Origin of the sequence: Brevibacterium sp. CBA3109 (genome assembly GCF_040256645.1) — a bacterium.
GTDB classification, from domain to species: domain Bacteria; phylum Actinomycetota; class Actinomycetes; order Actinomycetales; family Brevibacteriaceae; genus Brevibacterium; species Brevibacterium koreense.
On record NZ_CP158281.1, the window covers coordinates 1627576 to 1647422 of the forward strand.

General features: G+C 62.4%; 20 protein-coding genes and 1 tRNA gene. 17 read left to right on the forward strand and 4 right to left on the reverse strand.

From position 1 onward, the window contains the following. The 4 genes from nadD to AAFP32_RS07545 are packed head-to-tail and all read left to right on the forward strand — an operon-like array spanning position 1 to position 3017. The gene (gene nadD, locus AAFP32_RS07530; protein ID WP_350271279.1) at positions 1 to 606 is read left to right on the forward strand and encodes a nicotinate-nucleotide adenylyltransferase; all 606 of its coding nucleotides are present in this window, start codon (positions 1 to 3) and stop codon (positions 604 to 606) included. After that, positions 599 to 2017, forward strand: a complete 1419-nt coding sequence (locus tag AAFP32_RS07535) for a hypothetical protein (RefSeq protein ID WP_350271280.1) — start codon at positions 599 to 601, stop codon at positions 2015 to 2017. Before nadD ends, AAFP32_RS07535 begins: the two co-directional genes overlap by 8 nt. 44 nt (positions 2018 to 2061) lie before the next feature. Then, complete coding sequence (rsfS, locus tag AAFP32_RS07540; protein WP_350271470.1) at positions 2062 to 2424, forward strand: ribosome silencing factor; 363 nt, start codon at positions 2062 to 2064, stop codon at positions 2422 to 2424. Continuing rightward, positions 2421 to 3017 carry a histidine phosphatase family protein gene (locus tag AAFP32_RS07545; RefSeq protein WP_350271281.1) on the forward strand — a complete coding sequence of 199 codons (597 nt, stop codon included), beginning with the start codon at positions 2421 to 2423 and terminating at the stop codon, positions 3015 to 3017. The genes rsfS and AAFP32_RS07545 overlap by 4 nt, the downstream gene beginning before the upstream one ends. Before the next feature lie 152 nt (positions 3018 to 3169). Here AAFP32_RS07545 and AAFP32_RS07550 read toward each other — a convergent pair whose 3' ends face one another. Further along, on the reverse strand, positions 3170 to 4300 hold the full coding sequence (locus AAFP32_RS07550) for a glycosyltransferase family 1 protein (protein WP_350271282.1): 1131 nt from the start codon (positions 4298 to 4300) through the stop codon (positions 3170 to 3172). Positions 4301 to 4424: 124 nt separating this feature from the next. Between AAFP32_RS07550 and AAFP32_RS07555 the strand changes: the two genes are divergently transcribed. The 9 genes from AAFP32_RS07555 (at position 4425) to efeB (ending at position 13872) form a co-directional block, all read left to right on the forward strand. Beyond that, positions 4425 to 7499 carry a DUF4040 family protein gene (locus AAFP32_RS07555; RefSeq protein WP_350271283.1) on the forward strand — a complete coding sequence of 1025 codons (3075 nt, stop codon included), beginning with the start codon at positions 4425 to 4427 and terminating at the stop codon, positions 7497 to 7499. Continuing rightward, complete coding sequence (locus AAFP32_RS07560; RefSeq protein ID WP_101618781.1) at positions 7496 to 7828, forward strand: sodium:proton antiporter; 333 nt, start codon at positions 7496 to 7498, stop codon at positions 7826 to 7828. Before AAFP32_RS07555 ends, AAFP32_RS07560 begins: the two co-directional genes overlap by 4 nt. Continuing rightward, entirely contained in the window at positions 7825 to 9342 is a 1518-nt protein-coding gene (locus tag AAFP32_RS07565; RefSeq protein ID WP_350271284.1) for a monovalent cation/H+ antiporter subunit D family protein, read from the forward strand. Before AAFP32_RS07560 ends, AAFP32_RS07565 begins: the two co-directional genes overlap by 4 nt. After that, on the forward strand, positions 9339 to 9740 hold the full coding sequence (locus AAFP32_RS07570; protein ID WP_350271285.1) for a Na+/H+ antiporter subunit E: 402 nt from the start codon (positions 9339 to 9341) through the stop codon (positions 9738 to 9740). Before AAFP32_RS07565 ends, AAFP32_RS07570 begins: the two co-directional genes overlap by 4 nt. Further along, positions 9737 to 9997 (forward strand): monovalent cation/H+ antiporter complex subunit F, encoded by a 261-nt coding sequence (locus AAFP32_RS07575; protein ID WP_101618779.1) that lies wholly within the window; start codon positions 9737 to 9739, stop codon positions 9995 to 9997. The genes AAFP32_RS07570 and AAFP32_RS07575 overlap by 4 nt, the downstream gene beginning before the upstream one ends. Beyond that, a complete protein-coding gene (locus tag AAFP32_RS07580) occupies positions 9997 to 10401 on the forward strand; it encodes a cation:proton antiporter (protein ID WP_350271286.1) in 405 nt (134 codons plus the stop codon). Before AAFP32_RS07575 ends, AAFP32_RS07580 begins: the two co-directional genes overlap by 1 nt. A 158-nt stretch (positions 10402 to 10559) precedes the next feature. Beyond that, positions 10560 to 11411 carry an iron uptake transporter permease EfeU gene (gene efeU / locus AAFP32_RS07585; RefSeq protein ID WP_350271287.1) on the forward strand — a complete coding sequence of 284 codons (852 nt, stop codon included), beginning with the start codon at positions 10560 to 10562 and terminating at the stop codon, positions 11409 to 11411. Between the two features lie 53 nt (positions 11412 to 11464). Then, complete coding sequence (gene efeO / locus AAFP32_RS07590) at positions 11465 to 12622, forward strand: iron uptake system protein EfeO (protein ID WP_350271288.1); 1158 nt, start codon at positions 11465 to 11467, stop codon at positions 12620 to 12622. After that, on the forward strand, positions 12622 to 13872 hold the full coding sequence (gene efeB, locus AAFP32_RS07595) for an iron uptake transporter deferrochelatase/peroxidase subunit (RefSeq protein WP_350271289.1): 1251 nt from the start codon (positions 12622 to 12624) through the stop codon (positions 13870 to 13872). Before efeO ends, efeB begins: the two co-directional genes overlap by 1 nt. Before the next feature lie 44 nt (positions 13873 to 13916). On the opposite strand, the gene AAFP32_RS07600 is transcribed toward efeB, so the two are convergent. After that, positions 13917 to 14639 carry an alpha-ketoglutarate-dependent dioxygenase AlkB gene (locus tag AAFP32_RS07600; protein ID WP_350271290.1) on the reverse strand — a complete coding sequence of 241 codons (723 nt, stop codon included), beginning with the start codon at positions 14637 to 14639 and terminating at the stop codon, positions 13917 to 13919. Positions 14640 to 14657: 18 nt separating this feature from the next. Further along, positions 14658 to 15866, reverse strand: coding sequence for an NAD(P)/FAD-dependent oxidoreductase (locus AAFP32_RS07605; protein WP_350271291.1), 1209 nt, complete (start codon positions 15864 to 15866; stop codon positions 14658 to 14660). Between the two features lie 132 nt (positions 15867 to 15998). Between AAFP32_RS07605 and AAFP32_RS07610 the strand changes: the two genes are divergently transcribed. From AAFP32_RS07610 to AAFP32_RS07625, 4 genes are all read left to right on the forward strand, one after another. Then, positions 15999 to 16071 (forward strand) — tRNA-Ala (locus AAFP32_RS07610). A gap of 50 nt (positions 16072 to 16121) precedes the next feature. Then, entirely contained in the window at positions 16122 to 16481 is a 360-nt protein-coding gene (locus AAFP32_RS07615) for a hypothetical protein (protein WP_350271292.1), read from the forward strand. A 61-nt stretch (positions 16482 to 16542) separates the two neighbouring features. Then, positions 16543 to 17907 carry a glycoside hydrolase family 1 protein gene (locus AAFP32_RS07620; RefSeq protein ID WP_350271293.1) on the forward strand — a complete coding sequence of 455 codons (1365 nt, stop codon included), beginning with the start codon at positions 16543 to 16545 and terminating at the stop codon, positions 17905 to 17907. Continuing rightward, the gene (locus AAFP32_RS07625) at positions 17904 to 19172 is read left to right on the forward strand and encodes an MFS transporter (RefSeq protein ID WP_350271294.1); all 1269 of its coding nucleotides are present in this window, start codon (positions 17904 to 17906) and stop codon (positions 19170 to 19172) included. Before AAFP32_RS07620 ends, AAFP32_RS07625 begins: the two co-directional genes overlap by 4 nt. A gap of 49 nt (positions 19173 to 19221) precedes the next feature. On the opposite strand, the gene AAFP32_RS07630 is transcribed toward AAFP32_RS07625, so the two are convergent. Further along, positions 19222 to 19773 carry a YdeI/OmpD-associated family protein gene (locus AAFP32_RS07630; protein WP_350271295.1) on the reverse strand — a complete coding sequence of 184 codons (552 nt, stop codon included), beginning with the start codon at positions 19771 to 19773 and terminating at the stop codon, positions 19222 to 19224. Positions 19774 to 19847 lie beyond the last annotated feature (74 nt).

A 19847-nucleotide genomic window follows, 5' to 3' on the forward strand; every position in this document is an offset into this window, starting at 1 on the left:
ATGGCACAGCAAACACGACGGGTCGGTGTCATGGGCGGCACCTTCGACCCCATTCACCACGGGCACCTGGTTGCAGCCAGTGAGGTGCAGTCGACGTTCGATCTCGATGAGGTCGTCTTCGTGCCCACTGGTCGTCCGTATCAGAAGGATGCCGGTGAGGTCACCAGTGCCGAACATCGCTATCTGATGACCGTCGTCGCTACCGCGTCGAACCCGCGCTTCACCGTCTCGCGTGCCGACGTCGATCGTCCTGGTCCCACCTACACCATCGACACGCTTCGGGACTTGGCCAGGAGCTACGGATCCGACACAGAGATGTTCTTCATCACCGGCGCGGACGCTTTGGCTCAGATTCTGACGTGGAAGAATGTGGATGAGCTGTTTTCTTTGGCTCACTTCGTCGGAGTGAGCCGCCCGGGACACGAACTTCGCAGTGAGGGTCTTCCGGTCGACCGGTTGAGCTTGGTGCAGATTCCTGCACTGTCAATCTCGTCCACGGATTGCAGACTACGGGTGATGGATGGGGCGCCCGTCTGGTATCTCGTACCGGATGGGGTCGTTCAGTACATCGCGAAATACGAGTTGTACAGGAGTGAAAATGGCTGAGGAGCAGTTCACATCACGCCGCGCCAGGCGAGAAGCCGAGCGGTTGGCTGCAGAACAGGCGTTCGAAGCACGAGAGAACCCTGAGCAGCCAAGCGAGCCGTCACCGGACGGACCTGCCGAACTGCTGAACTCGTCGTCGGCCCCCGTGCAGGCATCCGAATCGCGCACAGTTGTTTCCGAACCCGAGCCTGGTATCGACGAACCCGAACCTGGTATCGACGAACCCGAACCAAGCACCGATGATCCCGAGCCTGTTGACACCACCTCCCACGTCGACGCGGAACCACCACCTCCTATCTCCCATGAGCACGGTGCATCGGCTGCTGACCATGGGCAGGAATCTCGGCCGCCGGGCAATGGTGAAGAGAGCCTCGATCCACTGGCTGCCCCCCTGCCCCATTTCGATTCGCGCACCGCACGTAAGAACTACCTGCGCGAACACGGGTTGTCCCTGGAAGGCGATGTCTCCACTGGGGCGCTCCCTGTCATCGCGGGTCCTGAAGAGACTTCACCCGAGGAATCAGACGAAGCCATTGCTGGCGAGCACGAATCCTTCGACACCGCAGGATTCGGCGGATCGGCCGACGAAGTCGCCGCACGGGACTTCGAATCTCCCGTCACCCCTGATTCAGCACCGCGACCGACCGCCCTCGACGATGCCCCCCACGATGCTCTGTCTCAGCCGATCGAGGATCTGGACCCCGAGGTGGCGTCGACAGACTCCGCCCCTGTAGTTGCAGAATCTCCGATGCAGGATGACGTTGTGTCATCTGCTCCCCAGCCGTCGGCTGCGGAACCAGCGAGCCCTGCACAGCCAAGAACTGAACCCACGACACCGGAGCAGCCGGCAGTTGAGTCAGCGGAAACGGATCCATCGGTTGTCGCTGATGATGCGGGGAACGACGATCCGACCGACGAGCGTGGCTTTGCGAGCCGCTCGCGGCGCATGCCGATAGTGCAGCCGCCGAGCAGCTCAGGAGTGCGAGTCGTCACGGCTGAGTCGGCCAAGACCCCCGAGGGCGAAGGCCCGGAGACCATTGGGGAGGCCGGCACCGACGAGGCTGCGACGGGTCCAGGCGACTCTGCACTCGATCTCGACTCCGCAGATACGACAGACTCCGCTGAAGGGGCTGGAACCTCGTCAGACGATGCTGCCCGCGCTCTTGCAGCCAACCCGGAGACTCGCCCGATGGAGGCTGTGCCCGAGGCGTGGGCGCTTCCCAACTCTGACTATGAGGACGAAGAGACCGAGAACCCTCCAGGGACTCGGATTCGCGCCAGCGAGGTCACCGGTCACGATGGCCGGATCCTTGTTGGCGAAGAACCATCCAAAGTACCCTATGTAGTGCTGGGTGTTGCTGCGCTCTTCGCAGTCGCGCTCATCGTCATTGCACTGGTCATGTTGCTGTAATCATCTGAAAGGCTCTTGTGAGCAAGATCGTTGAATCAACCCAAATGCTGAGGACTGCCGCACTTGCGGCGGACGAGAAGTTCGGCACCGATCAGGTGGCCCTCGATGTGAGTGCCACTCTCTACATCACTGATGCCTTCCTCATCATCTCGGCAGAGAACGATCGGCAGATCGCATCGATCGTCGACGCTGTCGAACAAGCGCTGCAGACGACGTACGGACACACTCCGCTGCGCCGTGAAGGACGGGGGAGCGGCGATTGGGTTCTTCTCGACTTCGGCGACATCGTCGTCCACGTCTTCTCGCACGAACAGCGCGAATACTACGCCCTCGAACGTCTGTGGAAGGACTGCCCGGTCATCGATCTGGAGTTGCCGGCACCCTCTGGTGCCGACGACGCTCAATGACCAGGACCGTCATCTTCTGGCGCCATGGCCAGACCGACTACAACGTCGAACGCCGGTTCCAAGGTCAGACCGACATCCCGCTCAATGAACTCGGACGGACTCAAGCCGCGCAGGCAGCGAGGTACCTCAGCGAACTGCAGCCGGACCTCATCGTCTCCTCCGATTTGTCGCGGGCCGCTGACACTGCCGACGAGCTGGCTTCACTGCTGAACGTCGATGTCACACGTGATGACCGTCTGCGTGAGACGGCCTTCGGCCAGTGGGAAGGACACACCCGGGACGAGCTCAGTGCGTCCTGGCCCCACGAGCTCGAACAATGGCTCAGCGGAGCGGACATGAGCCCGCCCGGTGGCGAATCCCGCTTGGAGTCCGGTCGGCGCGTCGCCTCGGCGATCACTGACATCGTCGATGGGTCGAACGCCCAGACCATTGCCATCGTCGCTCATGGAGCAGTCCTGCGCGCAGCCGCAGAACTGCTGCTTGGCATGGACGGGTCGGGTCGCCTGGCGGTTCTGGGCAACTGTGGACACGGCGAATTCGGATTCACCGGAACCAACTGGGTCCTGCGCAGCTGGGGCACCACCCCCTCCTGACGCACACCGTGTTCGTGACAGACGCACACCGTGTTCGTGACAGACGCACACCGTGTTCGTGACAGACGCACACCGTGTTCGTGACAGACGCACACTGTGCCTCTGACCGACGCGCATCGCGCCCCTGACCTACGTACTCATGGCACGTGCTCTCACTGCCGTGAGGCCTGAACCGAGCGAATCATGCCGACCAGCGCCTGTGCCGATGAGTCCCAATCGAATGACTGTGCCTGCTTCTGCCCTGCCGCCGAGAGTTCGGACCACAGTCTGGCATCTGTGAGACGGCCGATCGTGGCTGCCACGTCACTGGCGTCATCGGGGTCGAAGTACACGGCAGCGTCCCCCGCGATCTCATGGAAGATCGAAATGTCCGAGATCGCCACTGGGACCCCCTGGGCCATCGCCTCGATGACAGGAAGCCCGAACCCCTCCTCCTGAGAGGCCGTGACCAGAGCGGTCGCGCCCTCGAGCAGTTCTGCATACTCGTCATCACTGACACCCCGGTGGAAGACCACCTTCGCCTGGTCAGGGATCAGCGCACGCAATGCGGCTTCACGTCTGCCGTCGATGCGGCTGGCGATGTGCAGTGTCCACCCCGGCAGATGCACGAGCGAGCGAATGAGGGTTTCGACGTTCTTGTACGGCAGGAACGCGCCCATGTAGACCAGCGAGCGTGCATCATGCCTGTTGACCGCGCGGACTCCGGCAACAGCAGCCTCGGCGGCATTGGACACGACCGTCACTGGCTTCGTTGACAGCCGGTGATCGGCGATGAGGTCCTTCGTCGTCTGACTCACGGCTGCGATCGCATCGGCGCGCCCCAGCAGCAGACGTTGCGGGGCGAAGCTGAGGTGGTAGGCCCGCCACAGCATTCGGACTGCTGAGGGCAGATCGGCAGGGGGCAGCGGATGCGAATAGTAGATGAGATCGTGCACGGTAAGGATGAGACCGTACCTGCGTCCCGTTGATCCCATCACCTGCATGGTTGAGAAGACCACATCGGCACCGAGGGCGTTGAGCTTTCTCCCCATGAAGATCTCCTGTGGCGACGTGGGGGAGTTGAGTTTGACCCACGCGCAGTCGGGGAGCAGATCCAATTGAGCCTCGTCGTTGATGATGGCAGTGACCTCGATGTCGGTTCTGCGCACGGCTTTCAGAAGAGCCGCGAGCAGGCATGAGCCGTAGCGGGAGATGCCGTCGTGGTGGGTCGTTCGCGTGAAGCGGGCATCGAAGAAGACGCGGATCGTTTCGCTCGGCTGAGGACTGCGTGTGCTTTTGCTCATGGAACTCCGAGTCGATAGTGTAATCATTTGTAAGTCCGCGTTCATCCGAGATTGCGTGCATCGTGTCGAAGGGTCAGTGAGTGAAGGAAACATCACCTGCGTCCGGGGCCCTGAGGCCTCGGTCATGATTCTAACGGTTGTCGCTCTTGCCGCACTCATCATTCTCACGCCCCTCATCACTCGCTTGCTCGGCAAAGCCAGCGGTTGGCTCCTGGCTGCCGCCTATCTCGGCGTTGCCGGCCTGTTCACCCCCACCGCCGCCGAGGTGATGGCCGGGGCCACCCCGGAAGTGACCTACCAGTGGATTCCCACCTTCGGAGTCGATCTGGCTCTACGCGCCGATGGCATCGGCGTCATCTTCACCTACATCGCACTGATCATCGGTGCGATCGTCTTCGTCTATTCGACCAGTTACCTGTCCCACGGACGAAACACGAGCTTCTACTGGCTGATGGTGATCTTCACCTTCTCCATGGTGATGCTCGTCCTCAGCGATAATCTGCTGGTGCTGTTCGTCTGCTGGGAACTGACATCCCTGGCATCATTCTTCCTCATCGCGCGGTCGGGGTCACCCGCGCAGGCGCCGTCCTTGCGCACCATGCTCATCACCTTCCTCGGCGGACTCTCACTGTTGGTCGGAACCGGTGTGATCATCGCAGTGACCGGTACGACGAGCGTCCACGAGGCGCTGATCTCGCCGGTCTGGTCACAGAATCCGGCCACGACGACCTTGGTGGCCATCCTCATCGCGGTCGCAGCGATGACGAAGTCCGCCCAGTTCCCGTTCCACTCCTGGCTGCCCGACGCTATGGCTGCGGCCACACCTGTATCGGCGTATCTGCACGCTGCTGCCGTCGTCAAAGCCGGCATCTTCCTGCTGCTGCGTTTCTCCCCGGCCTTCCACGCCACACCAGCTTGGAACGTTCTGCTCATCGTCGCGGGTCTGATCACGGCTTCCATCGGCGGATGGTTCGCTCTCAACCAGTACGACGTCAAGAAGCTGATGGCCTATTCGACGGTGTCGCAGCTGGGCCTGATCACCGCAGTCATCGGCATCGGCACCGAAACGGCGATCGCGGCGGCGTGTTTGCACGTGATCGCCCATGCTCTGTTCAAATCGGGCCTGTTCATGATGGTCGGTGTCATCGATCATCTCGCCGGCACGCGTGAGCTGACCCGGATTCCACGACTGATGCGCGCCGCACCGGCCTCCTTCACTGTGATGATCATCGGCTGCGCCTCAATGGCGGGTATTCCGCCGCTGCTCGGCTTCGTGTCCAAGGAGTCCCTGTTCACCGCCTTCAACGACACCCCCGGCTCGAACTGGACGGCTTGGGCGGCTCTGCTGGTCGCTGTTGGTGCTTCGGTTCTCACCTTCGCCTATTGCGCGAAGTCCGTGTGGGGCGCGTTCATCGACGGCAAACCCGTGGACCGGGCGCGGCTGGGGCACAACTCACCCGTCATGCTCATCTCCGCTGCTATTCCGATCCTCGCCTCGATTCCGCTCAGCTTCGTTCTGTTCGCCTTCGACAATCCCCTCGACCAGGCTGTCGCTGCGGCCATCCCGGATGCGAGCGAAGCGGTGCACCTGGCTCTCTGGCACGGAGTCAACAAGGAACTCGTCGCCTCACTGCTCATCATCGTGATCGGCGTAGTCATCATCGTCAACCGTTCACGCGTCTTCGTGTTCTTCCACCGTGCGACCCTGGGCTTCAATGGCGCAGACGTCATCGCCGGAATCACGGTGGTGCTGCGTCGGATCGGTCGGATGCTGGGCATCTTCGTGCACCCCATGAATTCTGGCCCGTATCTCGCGATGTCCCTGGGTGGCCTCGCGGTGCTGACATTCACCGCTGTTCCTCTGATCTACTCCGATCTGCCACCGTTGCAGGAGGGACTGTGGAAGCCGGTCGACATCGTCCTCCTCGTCCTCATCACTGTGGCAGTCCTGGTCGTGTGCACATCCCATTCGCGTCTGACCACGGTCGTCGCACTCTCGGGGGTCGGCATTCTCGCCACCGTCCAGATCCTGGCGCTCGGTGCCCCGGATGTCACCCTCACCCAGCTCCTCGTGGAGGCAATGACGATCATCGTCATCATGCTCGTCCTCCAGAAACTGCCCCGTTCGTTCTGGAAGTATCCGAAACGTCTGCAGAGTACGCGCGCGATCTTCGCCATCATTGTCGGAGCCGCCGTGACCGTGTTGACTCTGGCGCTCAACGGGCGCCGGGAGCGATCCGACCTCGGCCTCTACTACATTGAGAATGCTCCGGACATCAGCGGCGGCCACAACATCGTCAACACCATCCTGGTCGAATTCCGTGCCTTGGACACCCTCGGCGAGCTCACCGTTCTGGGCATGGCCGGGATTGCGATCGTAGCCGTGATGTCGACGGTCAAGGACAAGTTCATCGACCCTCCGGCGGAGAACATTCCGGAACCCCCGCGGCGGGCATGGGTGTCGGTGCGACCACGGGGAACCTCCGCCTACCGGGCCGTTCACGAAGCCTGGCCCAACGTGATTCCACTGCAGCTGACGATCAAGGTGCTCGGACCTCTGCTGGCGATCACTTCTCTGGTGATCTTCTGGCGCGGGCACAACGAGCCCGGGGGTGGATTCATCGCCGCGCTCATCGGATCCGCTGTCATCGGACTTCTCTACATGTCCACGGCCAAGGACCGAGCGATCGGACCGCCGAAGGCTCCTCTGTACCTGATCGGCTTCGGGGTGGCCACGGCGGTGGCCACGGGCTTCATCGGCCTGGTCTTCGCTGGTTCCTTCCTCAAGCCCATGCACGGCTACCTCCTGGGCCAGCACTTCACGACCTCGATGATCTTCGACCTCGGTGTGTATCTGGCGGTGCTCGGACTCATCCTGCTGTCGTTCAACCTGCTAGGCGTCTCGGACTCTGCCGCCACACCCGCCGGTGATGACGTGCTCACCAACGGCATCATCCATCGCGATGTCGAGCGCACCCGTGAGCGTGCCGACGAACTGGTCTACGGCGAGCTGAGCGGCCCGATGGACGCGATCAGGGGTGAACGACCAGACCGCGAACGACGGGCGCGAGTCAGCGACCCGGATGCCAAGGTCCGAGCCTCGTCAACGCATATCCTCCGTGGCGATGCTCCCGTCGAGCGATCCACGGGGAACCCGACTGACCCGAAACCGACCGACGAGCAGGAGGGTGTGCGATGATCCTGGCCCTGACCATCGGAGTCCTCACCGCGGGTGGCGTCTACCTGATGATGCAGCGGTCGATGGTCAGAGGAGTCTTCGGACTGACTCTGATCTCCCATGCTGCGAACTTCATCCTCCTCTCCGCCGGAGTCGGCGCTTGGCGCGTCGAACCTCTGAGCAACCGCGGTGACCAATCCATGGCGGCCGATCCACTGCCGCAAGCCTTCGTCCTGACCGCCATCGTCATCACCCTGGCGGTGACGATCTTCATGCTCGCCCTGGCCGTGCTCGGCCATGACGATGACCAGAAACGGGCCCCGGAGACAGGGGAGGGACGCGAGTTATGAATTCCGCATTCTTGCTGTTGATCATCGGGGTGCCACTGCTGTTCTCCGCGCTGAGCGTGCTCATCACCTCCCGGACCTTCGATCGGGTTCTGCTGCTTGCAGCTCCCAGCTTCGTCGGTGGCTTCGGCATCGTCCTCCTCATCATCCACCAGAGCCAGCCCGTCCTCGCCCATTCCGTCGGCGGATATGTTCCGGGCCTGGCCATTCCCTTCGTCTCCGATACGTTCACAGCCCTGATGCTGGTCCTGACGTCGCTCACTGCGATTGTGAGCTGCATCTTCCTCATCACGACAGGTGAGGACCAGTACCGTTTCGTACCAGCTTTGATCCTGATGATGCTCACCGGTGTCTATGGTGCGCTGCTCACCGGGGACCTGTTCAACTTCTTCGTCTTCGTTGAAGTCATGGTTCTGCCGGCGTACGCACTCGTCGCAGTAACCGGAACCTGGCGTCGCCTCGGCGTGGGTCGCATGTATGTGATGGTCAACCTGCTGACCTCAACCATCCTGCTCATCGGCGTGGGATTCGTCTACGGTGCCACCGGCACCGTCAATCTTGCGATCCTGGCGCAACTGGGCACACCCACCGGCCAGGGCGCGCTGGCGATCGGTGTGGTCCTCTTCGCCCTCATCATCAAGGCCGGTGGAGCACCATTCCACGGCTGGCTGGTGCGCAGCTATCCGAACACCTCCGCAGGTATGATGGCGCTCTTCTCCGGGCTGCACTCCAAGGTCGCCCTCTACGCCCTGTACCGGATCTACACCACCGTCTACGGTGAACCCGCACCCTGGGTCAACGTCATCGTCATCATCGCCATCGCCAGCATCCTCATCGGATCGCTCTCCGGCTTCGGACAGGTCCGAGTCCGCAACGTCCTCGGATTCCAGATGACCGCAGGAGTCGGGCACATCCTGCTCGGCATCGCCCTGCTGACATCGGCGGCGCTGGGAGCCGGAGCCTTCTACATGGTCCACCACATGATCACGATGTCGGGGCTGCTGCTCATCATGGGTGCGATCGAGCAGACCTACGGCACGGGCTCATTCAAGAAGCTCTCCGGTCTGGCAAATCGCGAGAGATGGGCGACGATCCTCATGATCCTCGGCCTGTTCTCCCTCATCGGTCTGCCGCCGACCTCCGGACTGTGGGGGAAGGTCGGCCTCATCAAGGCGGCCACAGCGACTGGGAGCACCATCGGCTGGTGGCTGGTCTCTGCGATCGTCGTCGGCGCGCTCATCAGCCTGCTCGCTCTCCAGCGGACCTGGCGCAACACGTTCTGGGGCCAACCGATGCAGAGCTATCATCCCGACTCAGCAGACACCGGCAGGGCTTCGGCACAGCCGATCACGAGAAGCGTGCGCATCCCGGCTCGGCTCCTGGTTCCGGGCACGATCATGATCGCCGTGTCCGTGGCGATATTCGCCTATCCCGAGCCTCTGCTTGAGATCACGGCCCGGGCCGCGGCGGGTCTGCTGGACCACCACGCGTACATCGAGGCGGTGACCACCCCATGATGCGTCTCATCCACGGCATCTCATATGTCTGCTACATCTTCTGGGCGATCGTGACCGGATCGGCGACGATCGTGTCTCGTCTCTTCCTGGTCAACGAACAATTCGCTCGTCCTATGATCGTCGAGGTTCCTCTCAGGTGCGTCACCGACCTGGAAGTGACGCTGTTCGCATCGTCGATCACGATCACACCCGGTACATTGGTCGCGGCCATTGCAGCGGGCACCTCCACTCAACCGCCGGTGTTCTTCGTTCACGCGCTCTTCGAGGATTCTGAGGAGTCGGCGTTGGAGGGGCTCTACGATATGGAGTCGCGCCTCCTCGCGATGACCCGCGGACGGGCACCGGGCGCGACCGCAGACACAGTCACCGAGGTTGAAGAGGAGGAAGGACGCCCATGAGCATCGTCGTCAGCATCTGCATCGCCATTCTCGCGGCGGCGATCATCGTCGGCCTGATTCGGGTATTCACCGCCAAGGATCTGGGTTCACGAGCGATCGTCAGCGACCTGATGTACTTCTCAGCGATCGGGATCCTCACGATGTTCGGGATCCTCGTGTCCTCGTCGATCGTCCTCGACGCGATCTTCCTGTCATCCATGGTCGGAATTCTCGCGACCGTCGCGCTCTCGCGGATTCTCACCAGGGGGATGCGCTGATGACTGACACCGTGGCCGTCACCCTGGTCGGCATTTTCGGAATCACCGGGTCCCTGCTCGTGCTCGCCTCCGCGATCGCGATGTTTCGAGTCCGGGATGCGCTCTCACGCATCAACGTGTTCTCCCCGAGCACAGGGCTCGGTCTGCCGTTGATCGTCGCTGCTGCCTACGTCTATGACCTTCATGCAGACGGCTTCAGCTGGGGCTCTCTGCTCATGGCCGTGGTCGCGGTGCTGTGCCTGATCATCGTTTCCTCCGTGGGCGGCAATACGCTCTCACGTTCGAGCGTTCTGTCCGGACAGCCCGTCTACCGCAAGACGGCACCGAATCGGCTGGCGCGGCCGCCCAGAGGGGTCATCGACAACGACCCTGAGGCCCCCGAAGGTCACACCCACCGAGATTGAGGGCGAGGTACATTCCGTGTGCCCTCAACCGCAAGGCCGCCGTCCTGACCGGGATCTCGGATGAACCGGTGCGCACGCTTCGCGACTTAAGTTAGGCTGGCCTATGCTAATATCGGCGAGGCGCCACCGCGACGCCCACCCGAATCAGAAAGTCACCCATGTTCCAGACGTTCCTCATCGGCCTGCGCGAAGGTCTTGAAGCCGCGCTGATCGTGAGTATCCTCATCGGCTACCTGGCCAAGATCGGTCGGACCAGAGAAGTCAGAGCAATGTGGCTGGGAATCGCCGCTGCCATTCTCATCGCCCTCGCGTTCGGGGCGCTGCTCACCTTCGGACCGTCGACTCTCACGTTTGAAGCTCAGGAGTTCATCGGAGGAAGCCTTTCGATCATCGCGGTCGGTTTCGTCACCTTGATGATCTTCTGGATGGCACGGACCTCGAAGAACCTCAGCGGAGAACTCCGGGCCGCCACGGACAAGGCCCTCGATGGCCCCCTGTTCGGACTTGTCGCTCTGGGCGCGATCTCCGTCGGCCGTGAAGGACTGGAGACAGCGCTGTTCCTGTGGGCGGCGACTCGCGCGAGTGCCTCGGATTCGACGTCGGCGCTGGGGCTGACCGCTGCCGCAGTCGCCGGCATCCTCATCGCCGTCCTGCTCGCGTGGCTGATCTCAAAGGGCCTGCTCCGACTCAACCTCTCCGTGTTCTTCCGTTGGACCGGTGCCTTCCTCATCATCGTTGCCGCGGGCGTTCTGGCCTATGGGTTCCACGACCTGCAGGAAGCTGGTGTCATCCCAGGGCTCCATTCCCTCGCCTTCGACATGTCCCAGGCGATTCCACCTACGAGCTGGTACGGCGTTCTGCTCAAGGGTGTGTTCAACTTCTCACCGGCAACCACCTGGGTGGAATTCACCGCCTGGTGGTCCTACGTCATCATTGTCGGCACCCTCTTCGTGCGCAATCTGCGTGCCTCGACCGATCAGTCATCGCAGAAGGTTTCCGTTCGCCGCTGATCGTGGCGATCCATCATATTCCGCCTACAGCGGTTATCCGAAAAAGGTTCCACATGTTCACATCATCCACGTCCAGGTCGGCCCTGGCCGTCGTTGTTCTCGGCGGGGTGCTCCTGCTCACGGCCTGCGAGCCCAATCAGCAACCGGACGAAGCGATCACCGTGTCGAGCACCGATGACAAGTGCGAGGTCTCCGCTCAGGAGGCGCCTGCCGGGACTCTCAAGTTCGATGTCACGAACGAGGGAACCAAGGTCACCGAGTTCTACCTCCTCGGCGAAGACGGACTCAGGATCATCGGCGAGGTTGAGAACATCGCTCCCGGACTCAACCGGTCCCTGACCGTGACCGCACCGGAAGGCAGCTATTTCACCGCCTGCAAGCCGGGAATGATCGGTGACGGCATCCGCAACGACTTCACAGTGACGAAGTCGGAGGGAGGCACGGAAGCCGTTGCGGAGGACTCCAAGCTGGCAGAACAGGCGACGACTCAGTATGCCTCCTACGTCAAGGACCAGACTGAACAGCTGCAGTCGGGTACGAAGAAGTTCGCGCAAGCCTACAGCCACGGTGATGACGACAAGGCACGAAGGCTCTACGCAGAGGTCCGGATGCATTGGGAGCGCATCGAACCAGTGGCTGAATCCTTCGGGGATCTGGATCCCAAACTTGATCTGCGCGAAGCCGACCTCGAGGAGGGACAGGAATGGACCGGTTGGCATCTGCTGGAAAAGGACCTGTGGCCGCCGAAGGACGACTACGACGCGCTCAATGATGCCGATCGGCAGAAGTACTCCGACCTTCTTGTCTCCGACACCAAGATCCTCTACGACCGGACTCGCGACATGAGTTTCACTCCCGATCAGCTGTCGAACGGCGCCAAGGAACTCCTCGACGAGGTTGCCACCGGCAAGGTCACTGGCGAGGAAGAAGCCTGGTCGCACACCGATCTCTGGGATTTCCAGGCCAATGTCGACGGCGCCAGAATCGCCTACGAGGACCTGCAGCCTTTGCTGGCGACCAGAGACAAGGAGCTCGATTCGACTCTGGAGAACCGCTTCGACGATCTCCAGAAGCTGCTCGATCAACATCGGGATGGGGACGGGTTCGTCCTCTATACCGAGTTGAGCAAGGACGAGATCAAAGAGCTCGCGGATTCGGTGAACGCACTGTCCGAGCCGCTGTCGACGCTGACAGACAAGGTGGTGGGCTGATGCCCGATCCCTCCGGTGTCTCTCGCAGGACGATGTTCGGCGTCGGGGCTGGGACTCTGGTCGCGGGAGCTGCCGCAGGGTTCTTCGCCCATGACGGTCTCGCCGTGGCTTCCGGCGCCGACTCTGACGTTGTTGACTTCCACGGTGACCACCAGGCAGGCATCGTCACAGAGGCGCAGGATCGCATGTGCTTCGCCGCGATCAACGTCCTCACCTCGGACCGCAATGAACTCATCGATCTGCTCAAATCGTGGACGAAGGCGTGTGCCAACCTCAGCCAGGGTCTGCCGGTGGTGCCCGACGGTGTGGGCGGTGGGTCACGGACAGCTCCGCCGATCGACACCGGGGAGGCACAGGGCCTGAGCGCGGGCCATCTGACGGTGACGGTCGGATTCGGTCGCAGTCTCTTCCTCGACGCGGACGGGAAGGATCGCTTCGATATCGCAGATCAGCTCCCGGACGGACTCATCGAACTGCCTCACTTCCCCGGCGACATGCTCGAAGACGGCCGAGGCGGCGGCGACCTGTGCATCCAGGCCTGCGCGGACGATCCGCAGGTGGCGGTGCACGCGGTCCGCAATCTCATACGAATGGGATTCGGGACCGTCTCGACGCGGTGGATGCAACTCGGATTCGGCCGCACCGCGTCGACATCTCCGGATCAGGAGACTCCCCGGAACCTGTTCGGATTCAAAGACGGGACTGCAAACGTGCGATCCGACGAGGCTAAGGCCCTCGACAAGCACGTCTGGGTCAAGGACGGTTCATGGATGGACAACGGGAGCTACCTGGTCGCGCGGCGGATCAGGATGCATGTCGAAACCTGGGATCGAGAGAGCCTCGACGGACAGGAACAGATCCTGGGTCGCACGAAGGTCGACGGCGCACCCCTGTCTGGAGGCGAGGAATTTGCGGCACCCGACTTCTCGATGATGGGAGCCGGGAATCAGCCGATCATTCCGATCGATTCTCATGTGCGCCTGGCCCATCCGAACCAGAACGACGGCGTGCGGATCCTGCGGCGCGGCTACAACTACGCCGACGGAGCCGATACCCGGGGAAATCTGGACGCGGGACTCTTCTTCATTGCCTTCGTGGCCGATCCTGCAAACGATTTCGTGCCGCTGCAGAACCGACTCGCCTCGCAGGACGCATTGAGCGAATACCTTCTGCACACTGGTTCCGGACTCTTCGCCATTCCGCCCGGCACCACCGAGGGCGGCTACATCGGCCAGACCCTCTTCGGCTGAGGACGATGGGCATGCGAGAGGGCCAGCGGGCTGTGATCTGCGAACTAGTCCCTGCCCGTCGTGCGCATCGTGATGTTGATCCTTCCGCCACCGAGGCGGTCCAACCGTCCGTAGCCGGGCGCCGTGTCCTCGTGTATCGAGGTCACTCCGTGATAGGCGAAACGGGCGGGTCCGCCGAAGACGAAGGCATCGCCGGAGGCTAAGCGGATGTCCTCAAAGGGGCTGTTGCGGTTCACGGTGTTGCCGAACCGGAAGACACATGTGTCTCCGAGCGAGAGTGACACGACAGGAGCGGGATCGAATTCGTCCTTGTCCTGATGCATGCCCATCTTCGCGTGTTGGTCGTAGTAGTTGACCAGCGCCACATCGGGACTGTAGCTGCCTGCCATCAGACCCCACTGGCTCGGGGCATCACCCGAGCAATGCGGGTCCTCTGCCACTGTCTCGGCAGCTGAGGCGATGACCTGGCGCCCCAGGCGGGTCATCCAGTCCGGGAACGCCAGCACTCGCTCGTTGTTGACGTCGCGCGCGTGCCGATCGTAATGGCCTGGACGCCAATGCCAGCCCAACCCGATGGTCCTCACACTCATGGGGTGGCCGGCGATGCTCGTCGTATGGGCCGGTACAGGACCCTGTTGCCATTCCTGGTACTGCCGGATGATCCATGTCTGTGCGGCCTCATCCAGGAACCCGGGCAGCCAGACGGCTCCGGGAGCGATCACTCGAGGGTGTCGCTCGAAGGCCTCATCGGCGAACAGAGATTCCATACCGGTTCCGGCTTGCGCTCAGAGTTCCTTGATGTCGATCGACTCGTCCTGGAGACGTGCGGCGGATACGCTCGTGCCGATGAGTGCACGAAGCTCGTCACCGACGTCCCAGATGTTGACGTTCATGGCTGCGGTGACGGTTCCGCCGCGGGTCCAGAACACGATGAACTCACCGCTGGACTTGTCGCCGCGGATGACGACATCGTCGTCACTGGTGCCATGACCGACGTATTCCATGCCGAGATCGTACTGGTCGGTGTAGAAGTACGGCTGCCAGTCGTATTCCTTGTCTCCGCCGGTGATGGTCGCTGCTGCGACTTCGGCCTGGCGCACCGCGTTGTCCCAGTGTTCGACGCGCAGTCGCTGCTTCAGCAGTGTGTTCTGCGCTGCGGCGATGTCGCCGATGGCGAAGATGCTGGGATCGCTGGAGCGCATGTGCTCATCGACGACGACACCGTTGTCGGTATCCACGCCCGCGGAAGAGGCCAGTTCAATGGTGGGGTCTGCACCGATTCCCACGACGACGAGATCGGCAGGTAGGTCACCGGCACTGGTCTGGACGGATTCGACGGCCTTCGTTCCCGAGAAGCCGGTGGTGTCAGCATCGGTGACGAACTCGATGCCCTTGGACCGGTGCAGCTGTTCGAAGTACTGACCGATTTCCGTCCCGAGGGCCGACTTCAATGGGGGATTCGACCGCAGAACGACTGTGACGTCGCAGCCAGCGTTCTGCGCTGCCGCGGCGACTTCGAGTCCTACCCAACCACCGCCGATGATGACGACCTTGTTGCCCTGACCGAACTGCGAACGGATGGCCACAGCATCTCCGGCATCGCGAAGGGTGTGTATGTTGCCCAGGTCGGCACCCGGCACGTCCAAGGTCCGTGGGGTGGAGCCGGTGGCCAGGATGATCTGTCCGTAGGCAAGGTTCTCGCCGTTGTCGAGAGTGATGCTCCGTTTCCCAGCATCCAGTTCAGTGACAGTGGTACCGAAGAATGTCGTCACATCGTGGGCCGGATACCAGTCCGCACCGCGCAGTGCCGACTCAGCGGGGTCTGAATCTTCGAGCATGACCTTCTTGGACAGATCCGGGCGATAATAGGGTGCGGCTGGTTCGGCACCGATGAGAGCGATCGGCGCCGTGTAGCCGCCGTCGCGAAGAGCCTCGATTGCAGTTCCGCCGCCGATTCCGGCGCCGATGATGACAGTTCCGAATTCCTGAGCCATTGTCTATCCTTCCACGAGGGGATTTCTTCCACCTTGTACCGCCTGTCTCAGAGAGTCAACCGATGCAAGACCTGCACTGGTGGGACACCGTTTTGGCCGCGACGGGACCTACGGCGTAAAGTGAAGGACGAAGGGGCTTTAGCTCAGTTGGTAGAGCGTTTCGTTCGCAATGAAAAGGTCAGGGGTTCGATTCCCCTAAGCTCCACAGATTTGTCTCACAGAGGTGGTCACGGGTTGAAGCGACAGGCAATGACCATGACCGGAATTCTCGGCCTTGGCGGTATCGCACACTTCCTCAGGCCTGAGAGCTTCGACTCGATCGTTCCGCCCAGGCTGGGTGATCCACGCTTCATCACCTATGTCAGTGGTGTCGCCGAACTCGGATGTGCGACGCTGCTGGCGCTGCCGCCCACACGCCGACTGGGCGGACTGGCCTCTGCTGCACTCATGGTTGCTGTTTATCCTGCCAACATCTATACGGTGAAGAAGCACTGGCACAGTCCTCGGGGACGTGCGATCGCCCTCGCCCGTTTGCCGTTGCAGGTTCCCCTCGTGTGGATGTCGTGGAACATCGCGAATGATCGGACCAAGGCTTTACGCTTCAGACCTGCTTGAGCTCAGCGTTCACCCAGAGCATGGCCTTGCGGCAGGAATCCTTCCATGACATATTCTGAGAATGGCAGGGACATCGGAGTTCGCCCCACAGACATTGCAGACGTTGAGTGGTCTGCGCTTCTCAGCGGCCACCGCCGCCTTCCAGATCGAGGGAGCACGGACTCTGGGCGGGCGTGGGCGGTCCATCTGGGATGACTTCGTCGATGCCCCTGGCAACGTCATCGACGGCAGCACCGCTGATCCGGGCCCCGACAGCTATCACCGCAGCGCCGAGGATGCAGCGTTGCTGAGTGGTCTCGGCGTCGACCGATACCGGTTCTCGATTTCCTGGGTCCGAACCATCCCTGACGGGAAGCCGGGTGCGACACCCAACGCCGCGGGCCTGGACCACTACGATCGCGTCGTCGACGAACTCCTTGCCGCCGGGGTGACACCGGAACCGACCCTCTACCATTGGGACCTTCCAAGTGGTCTCGAAGCAGAGGGAGGGTGGTTGAACAGGGACACGGTCCATCGCTTCGGTGAGCACGTCGAAGCCGTGGCCAACCGCCTCGGCGATCGAGTCCACCATTGGTACACCATCAACGAACCGGCCTCGACCTCACTGCAGGGCTATGCGCTCGGTGAGCTGGCACCAGGACGCACGATGCTCTTCGACGCACTGCCGAGCGTCCATCACCAACTCCTGGCTCACGGCACCGCGGCGACGATACTGCGTGAGCACGGCGCCCGGCAGGTGGCGGCGGCGATCAACCACAGCCTCATCCTTCCCGAGACGGACGCGGAGAGCGACCACCGCGCGGCGGCAACCCTCGACCTCATCTACAACCGCCTCTTCGCCGATCCTCTGCTCCTGGGGGAGTATCCGGACCTCGAGGAGCTGGACGAACAGATGCCGATCCATGATGGGGATATGGAGCTCATTTCGGCACCCTGCGAGGTCTACGGACTCAACTACTACAACCCGACCACTGTGCGCAGCGTCAACGAGGGGCCACTGCCCTTCGAAATGGTTCCGACCCCAGACGCTGCGACCACCGGTTTCGGACCACTGTGGCCGATTCGACCAGACACACTCAGAGACCTCCTCATCGATATGCGCACACGCTATGGTCCAACGCTGCCACCCATCGTGATCTCTGAAAACGGTGCGTCCTTTCCCGAACCCGAGGTGTGCACCGAACCAGTCCGCGACGACGATCGCATCGCGTACCTGCACGATCATCTCTTGGCTGTCAGCGAGGCTGTTGAGGCAGGTGTCTCCGTCGCCGGCTACACCGTGTGGTCACTGCTGGACAACTTCGAATGGGCGTACGGTTACACCCAGCGCTTCGGGCTCGTCCACGTGAATATGGACACCGGTCAGCGGACACCGAAGTCCTCGTACGAGTGGTATCGAGACCTCATCGCCTCGGTTCGGGCATGAGCTCGATCGAACCGGGTGCAGTCCACGGGCCGGGCAAAAGAGTCGGACCCTGGTGGATGGTGTGGTTCACTCTGGCCTGGCTGGCCATCTGGACGGTCCAGTTGACTCCCATCCAGCTGCTGCTGCCGTTGCAGCTCGACACCCAAAGCGGACACTGGCTGCACGGAGTCGTCTGGTCCGGTGTCGTCCTCTCCGCAGGTGGCCTCGCAGGCATCATCGCCGCCCCGATCGCCGGGAGCCTCTCGGATCGCACACGCTCGCGGTGGGGCCGTCGGCGCCCCTGGGCGATCGGTGGATCGCTGGGGGCCGCCATCGGACTCCTGCTCACCGGCTGGGCCCAGGGACCACTGTTCGTCGGCGCAGCCTGGGTCGTCGTCTCCGTCTCAGTGACCATCGCCTCAGCGGCGCTGACCGCTCTCATCGCCGATCAGCTCGACTCACAGCGGGGAACGGCATCGGCGGCTGCGAGTTCTGCTCAGGCCGTCGGCATCGTCGTCGGAGTCGGAGCGGTCGTGCTTCTGGGGCTCGGACTCGGCGCCTCCTATGTGCTTCTGGCCGGAATCATCGCCGTCGTCGGGGTAGGCACCACGGTTCTCCTACCCGATCCCGCACCGGTCCACCCGCGAGTCCTCGGCCTGAACGCGGGGCGGGAACCGATCACCCAGGCTCGGATCTCCTCACTGCTCGATCACAATTTCAAGTGGCTGCTCGTGTCACGGTTCGTCGTCAACGTGGGCAACGCCTTCGGCACCTCGCTGCTGCTCTTCTTCCTGATCTACGGAATCGGGGTTCCGGCTGCCAGCGCCGAAGACAAGCTGCTCGTCCTGATTGTCATCTATACGGTCTTCGTCGTCATCTCGTCGATCGTGGTGGGAACAACATCGGATCGTTCGGGCAGCCGTCGCTTCTGGACGATCACCTCGGCGCTGGTGCAAGCCTGCTCGGGAATCATCATCCTCATCAGCCCCGAATTCGTCACCACCGCGATCGCCGCTGCCATTATGGGCACCGGCTACGGTGCGTACATGGCGGTCAGCCTGGCCCTCGCCACGGACCTGCTGCTCGACCCCGATGACCATGCACGCGATCTGAGCCTGGTCAACAATTCCGCCGCCCTGGGGCAGCTAGTGGGGCCCCTGCTGGGAGCGGGACTCGTCGCTCTTGTCGGCGGATTCTGGCTTCTCTTCGCAGCTGCATCGCTGGTGTCGATCGTAGGTGCGGCGATGACGCTGACGGTGCGCCCGAAGACAATCACCCTGCGCTGACCCCGCCCGCGACGAGCACAGACCTTGACGTGTCAGTCGGGGACGGACGTCAGGAGATGCCGAGGAGCTTCCCGCTCTTCGCAAGCTCAGGATCGGTGCAGGAGGACAGATCGAAGCAGCAGGGGCGTCGCTTCCCCGACTCCAGCTTCGAGATCGCGACCTCCACACGTCGTGCGCGGGTGTCAGCGTTCTTCGTCGCCCGGATCCACCGCACCCATTCCCACCGCGCCATCGGCGTCAGCCCAGCCCACACCTCGGTCAGCTCCGGTGCGCCGTCGAGCGCCGCGCCGAAGTCATCGGGGATCGAGGTCTCCGGCCAATCCTTCGTCGGAGTCAGTGACACCTCCACGGTATCGGCATGGGCCACACCCAATTGTGCAGCCAGTTCGTCGGTGACGTTGATCCAATGTCCGCGCAGACCATCGGGTTCGATCACTGTCGTGAAGTCGACCCCGCCCACCTGCCCGTGCGCGGCGACCTGACCACGGGAGGGCAGCTTCGCACTGGCATCTGACGTCAGCCGCAGGATCGGCCTGTCGTTGATGACCGTCAACTGCGTGGAGAATTCGATGGCCAGGGGAGTGCTTTTGCTCGTGCTCATGGTCACTAGGATAGTCTCCGCGCTAGAGCGTGACTTCTTGATTCCTGGCAGGTCGGTGACTGGACCTGTCTCGG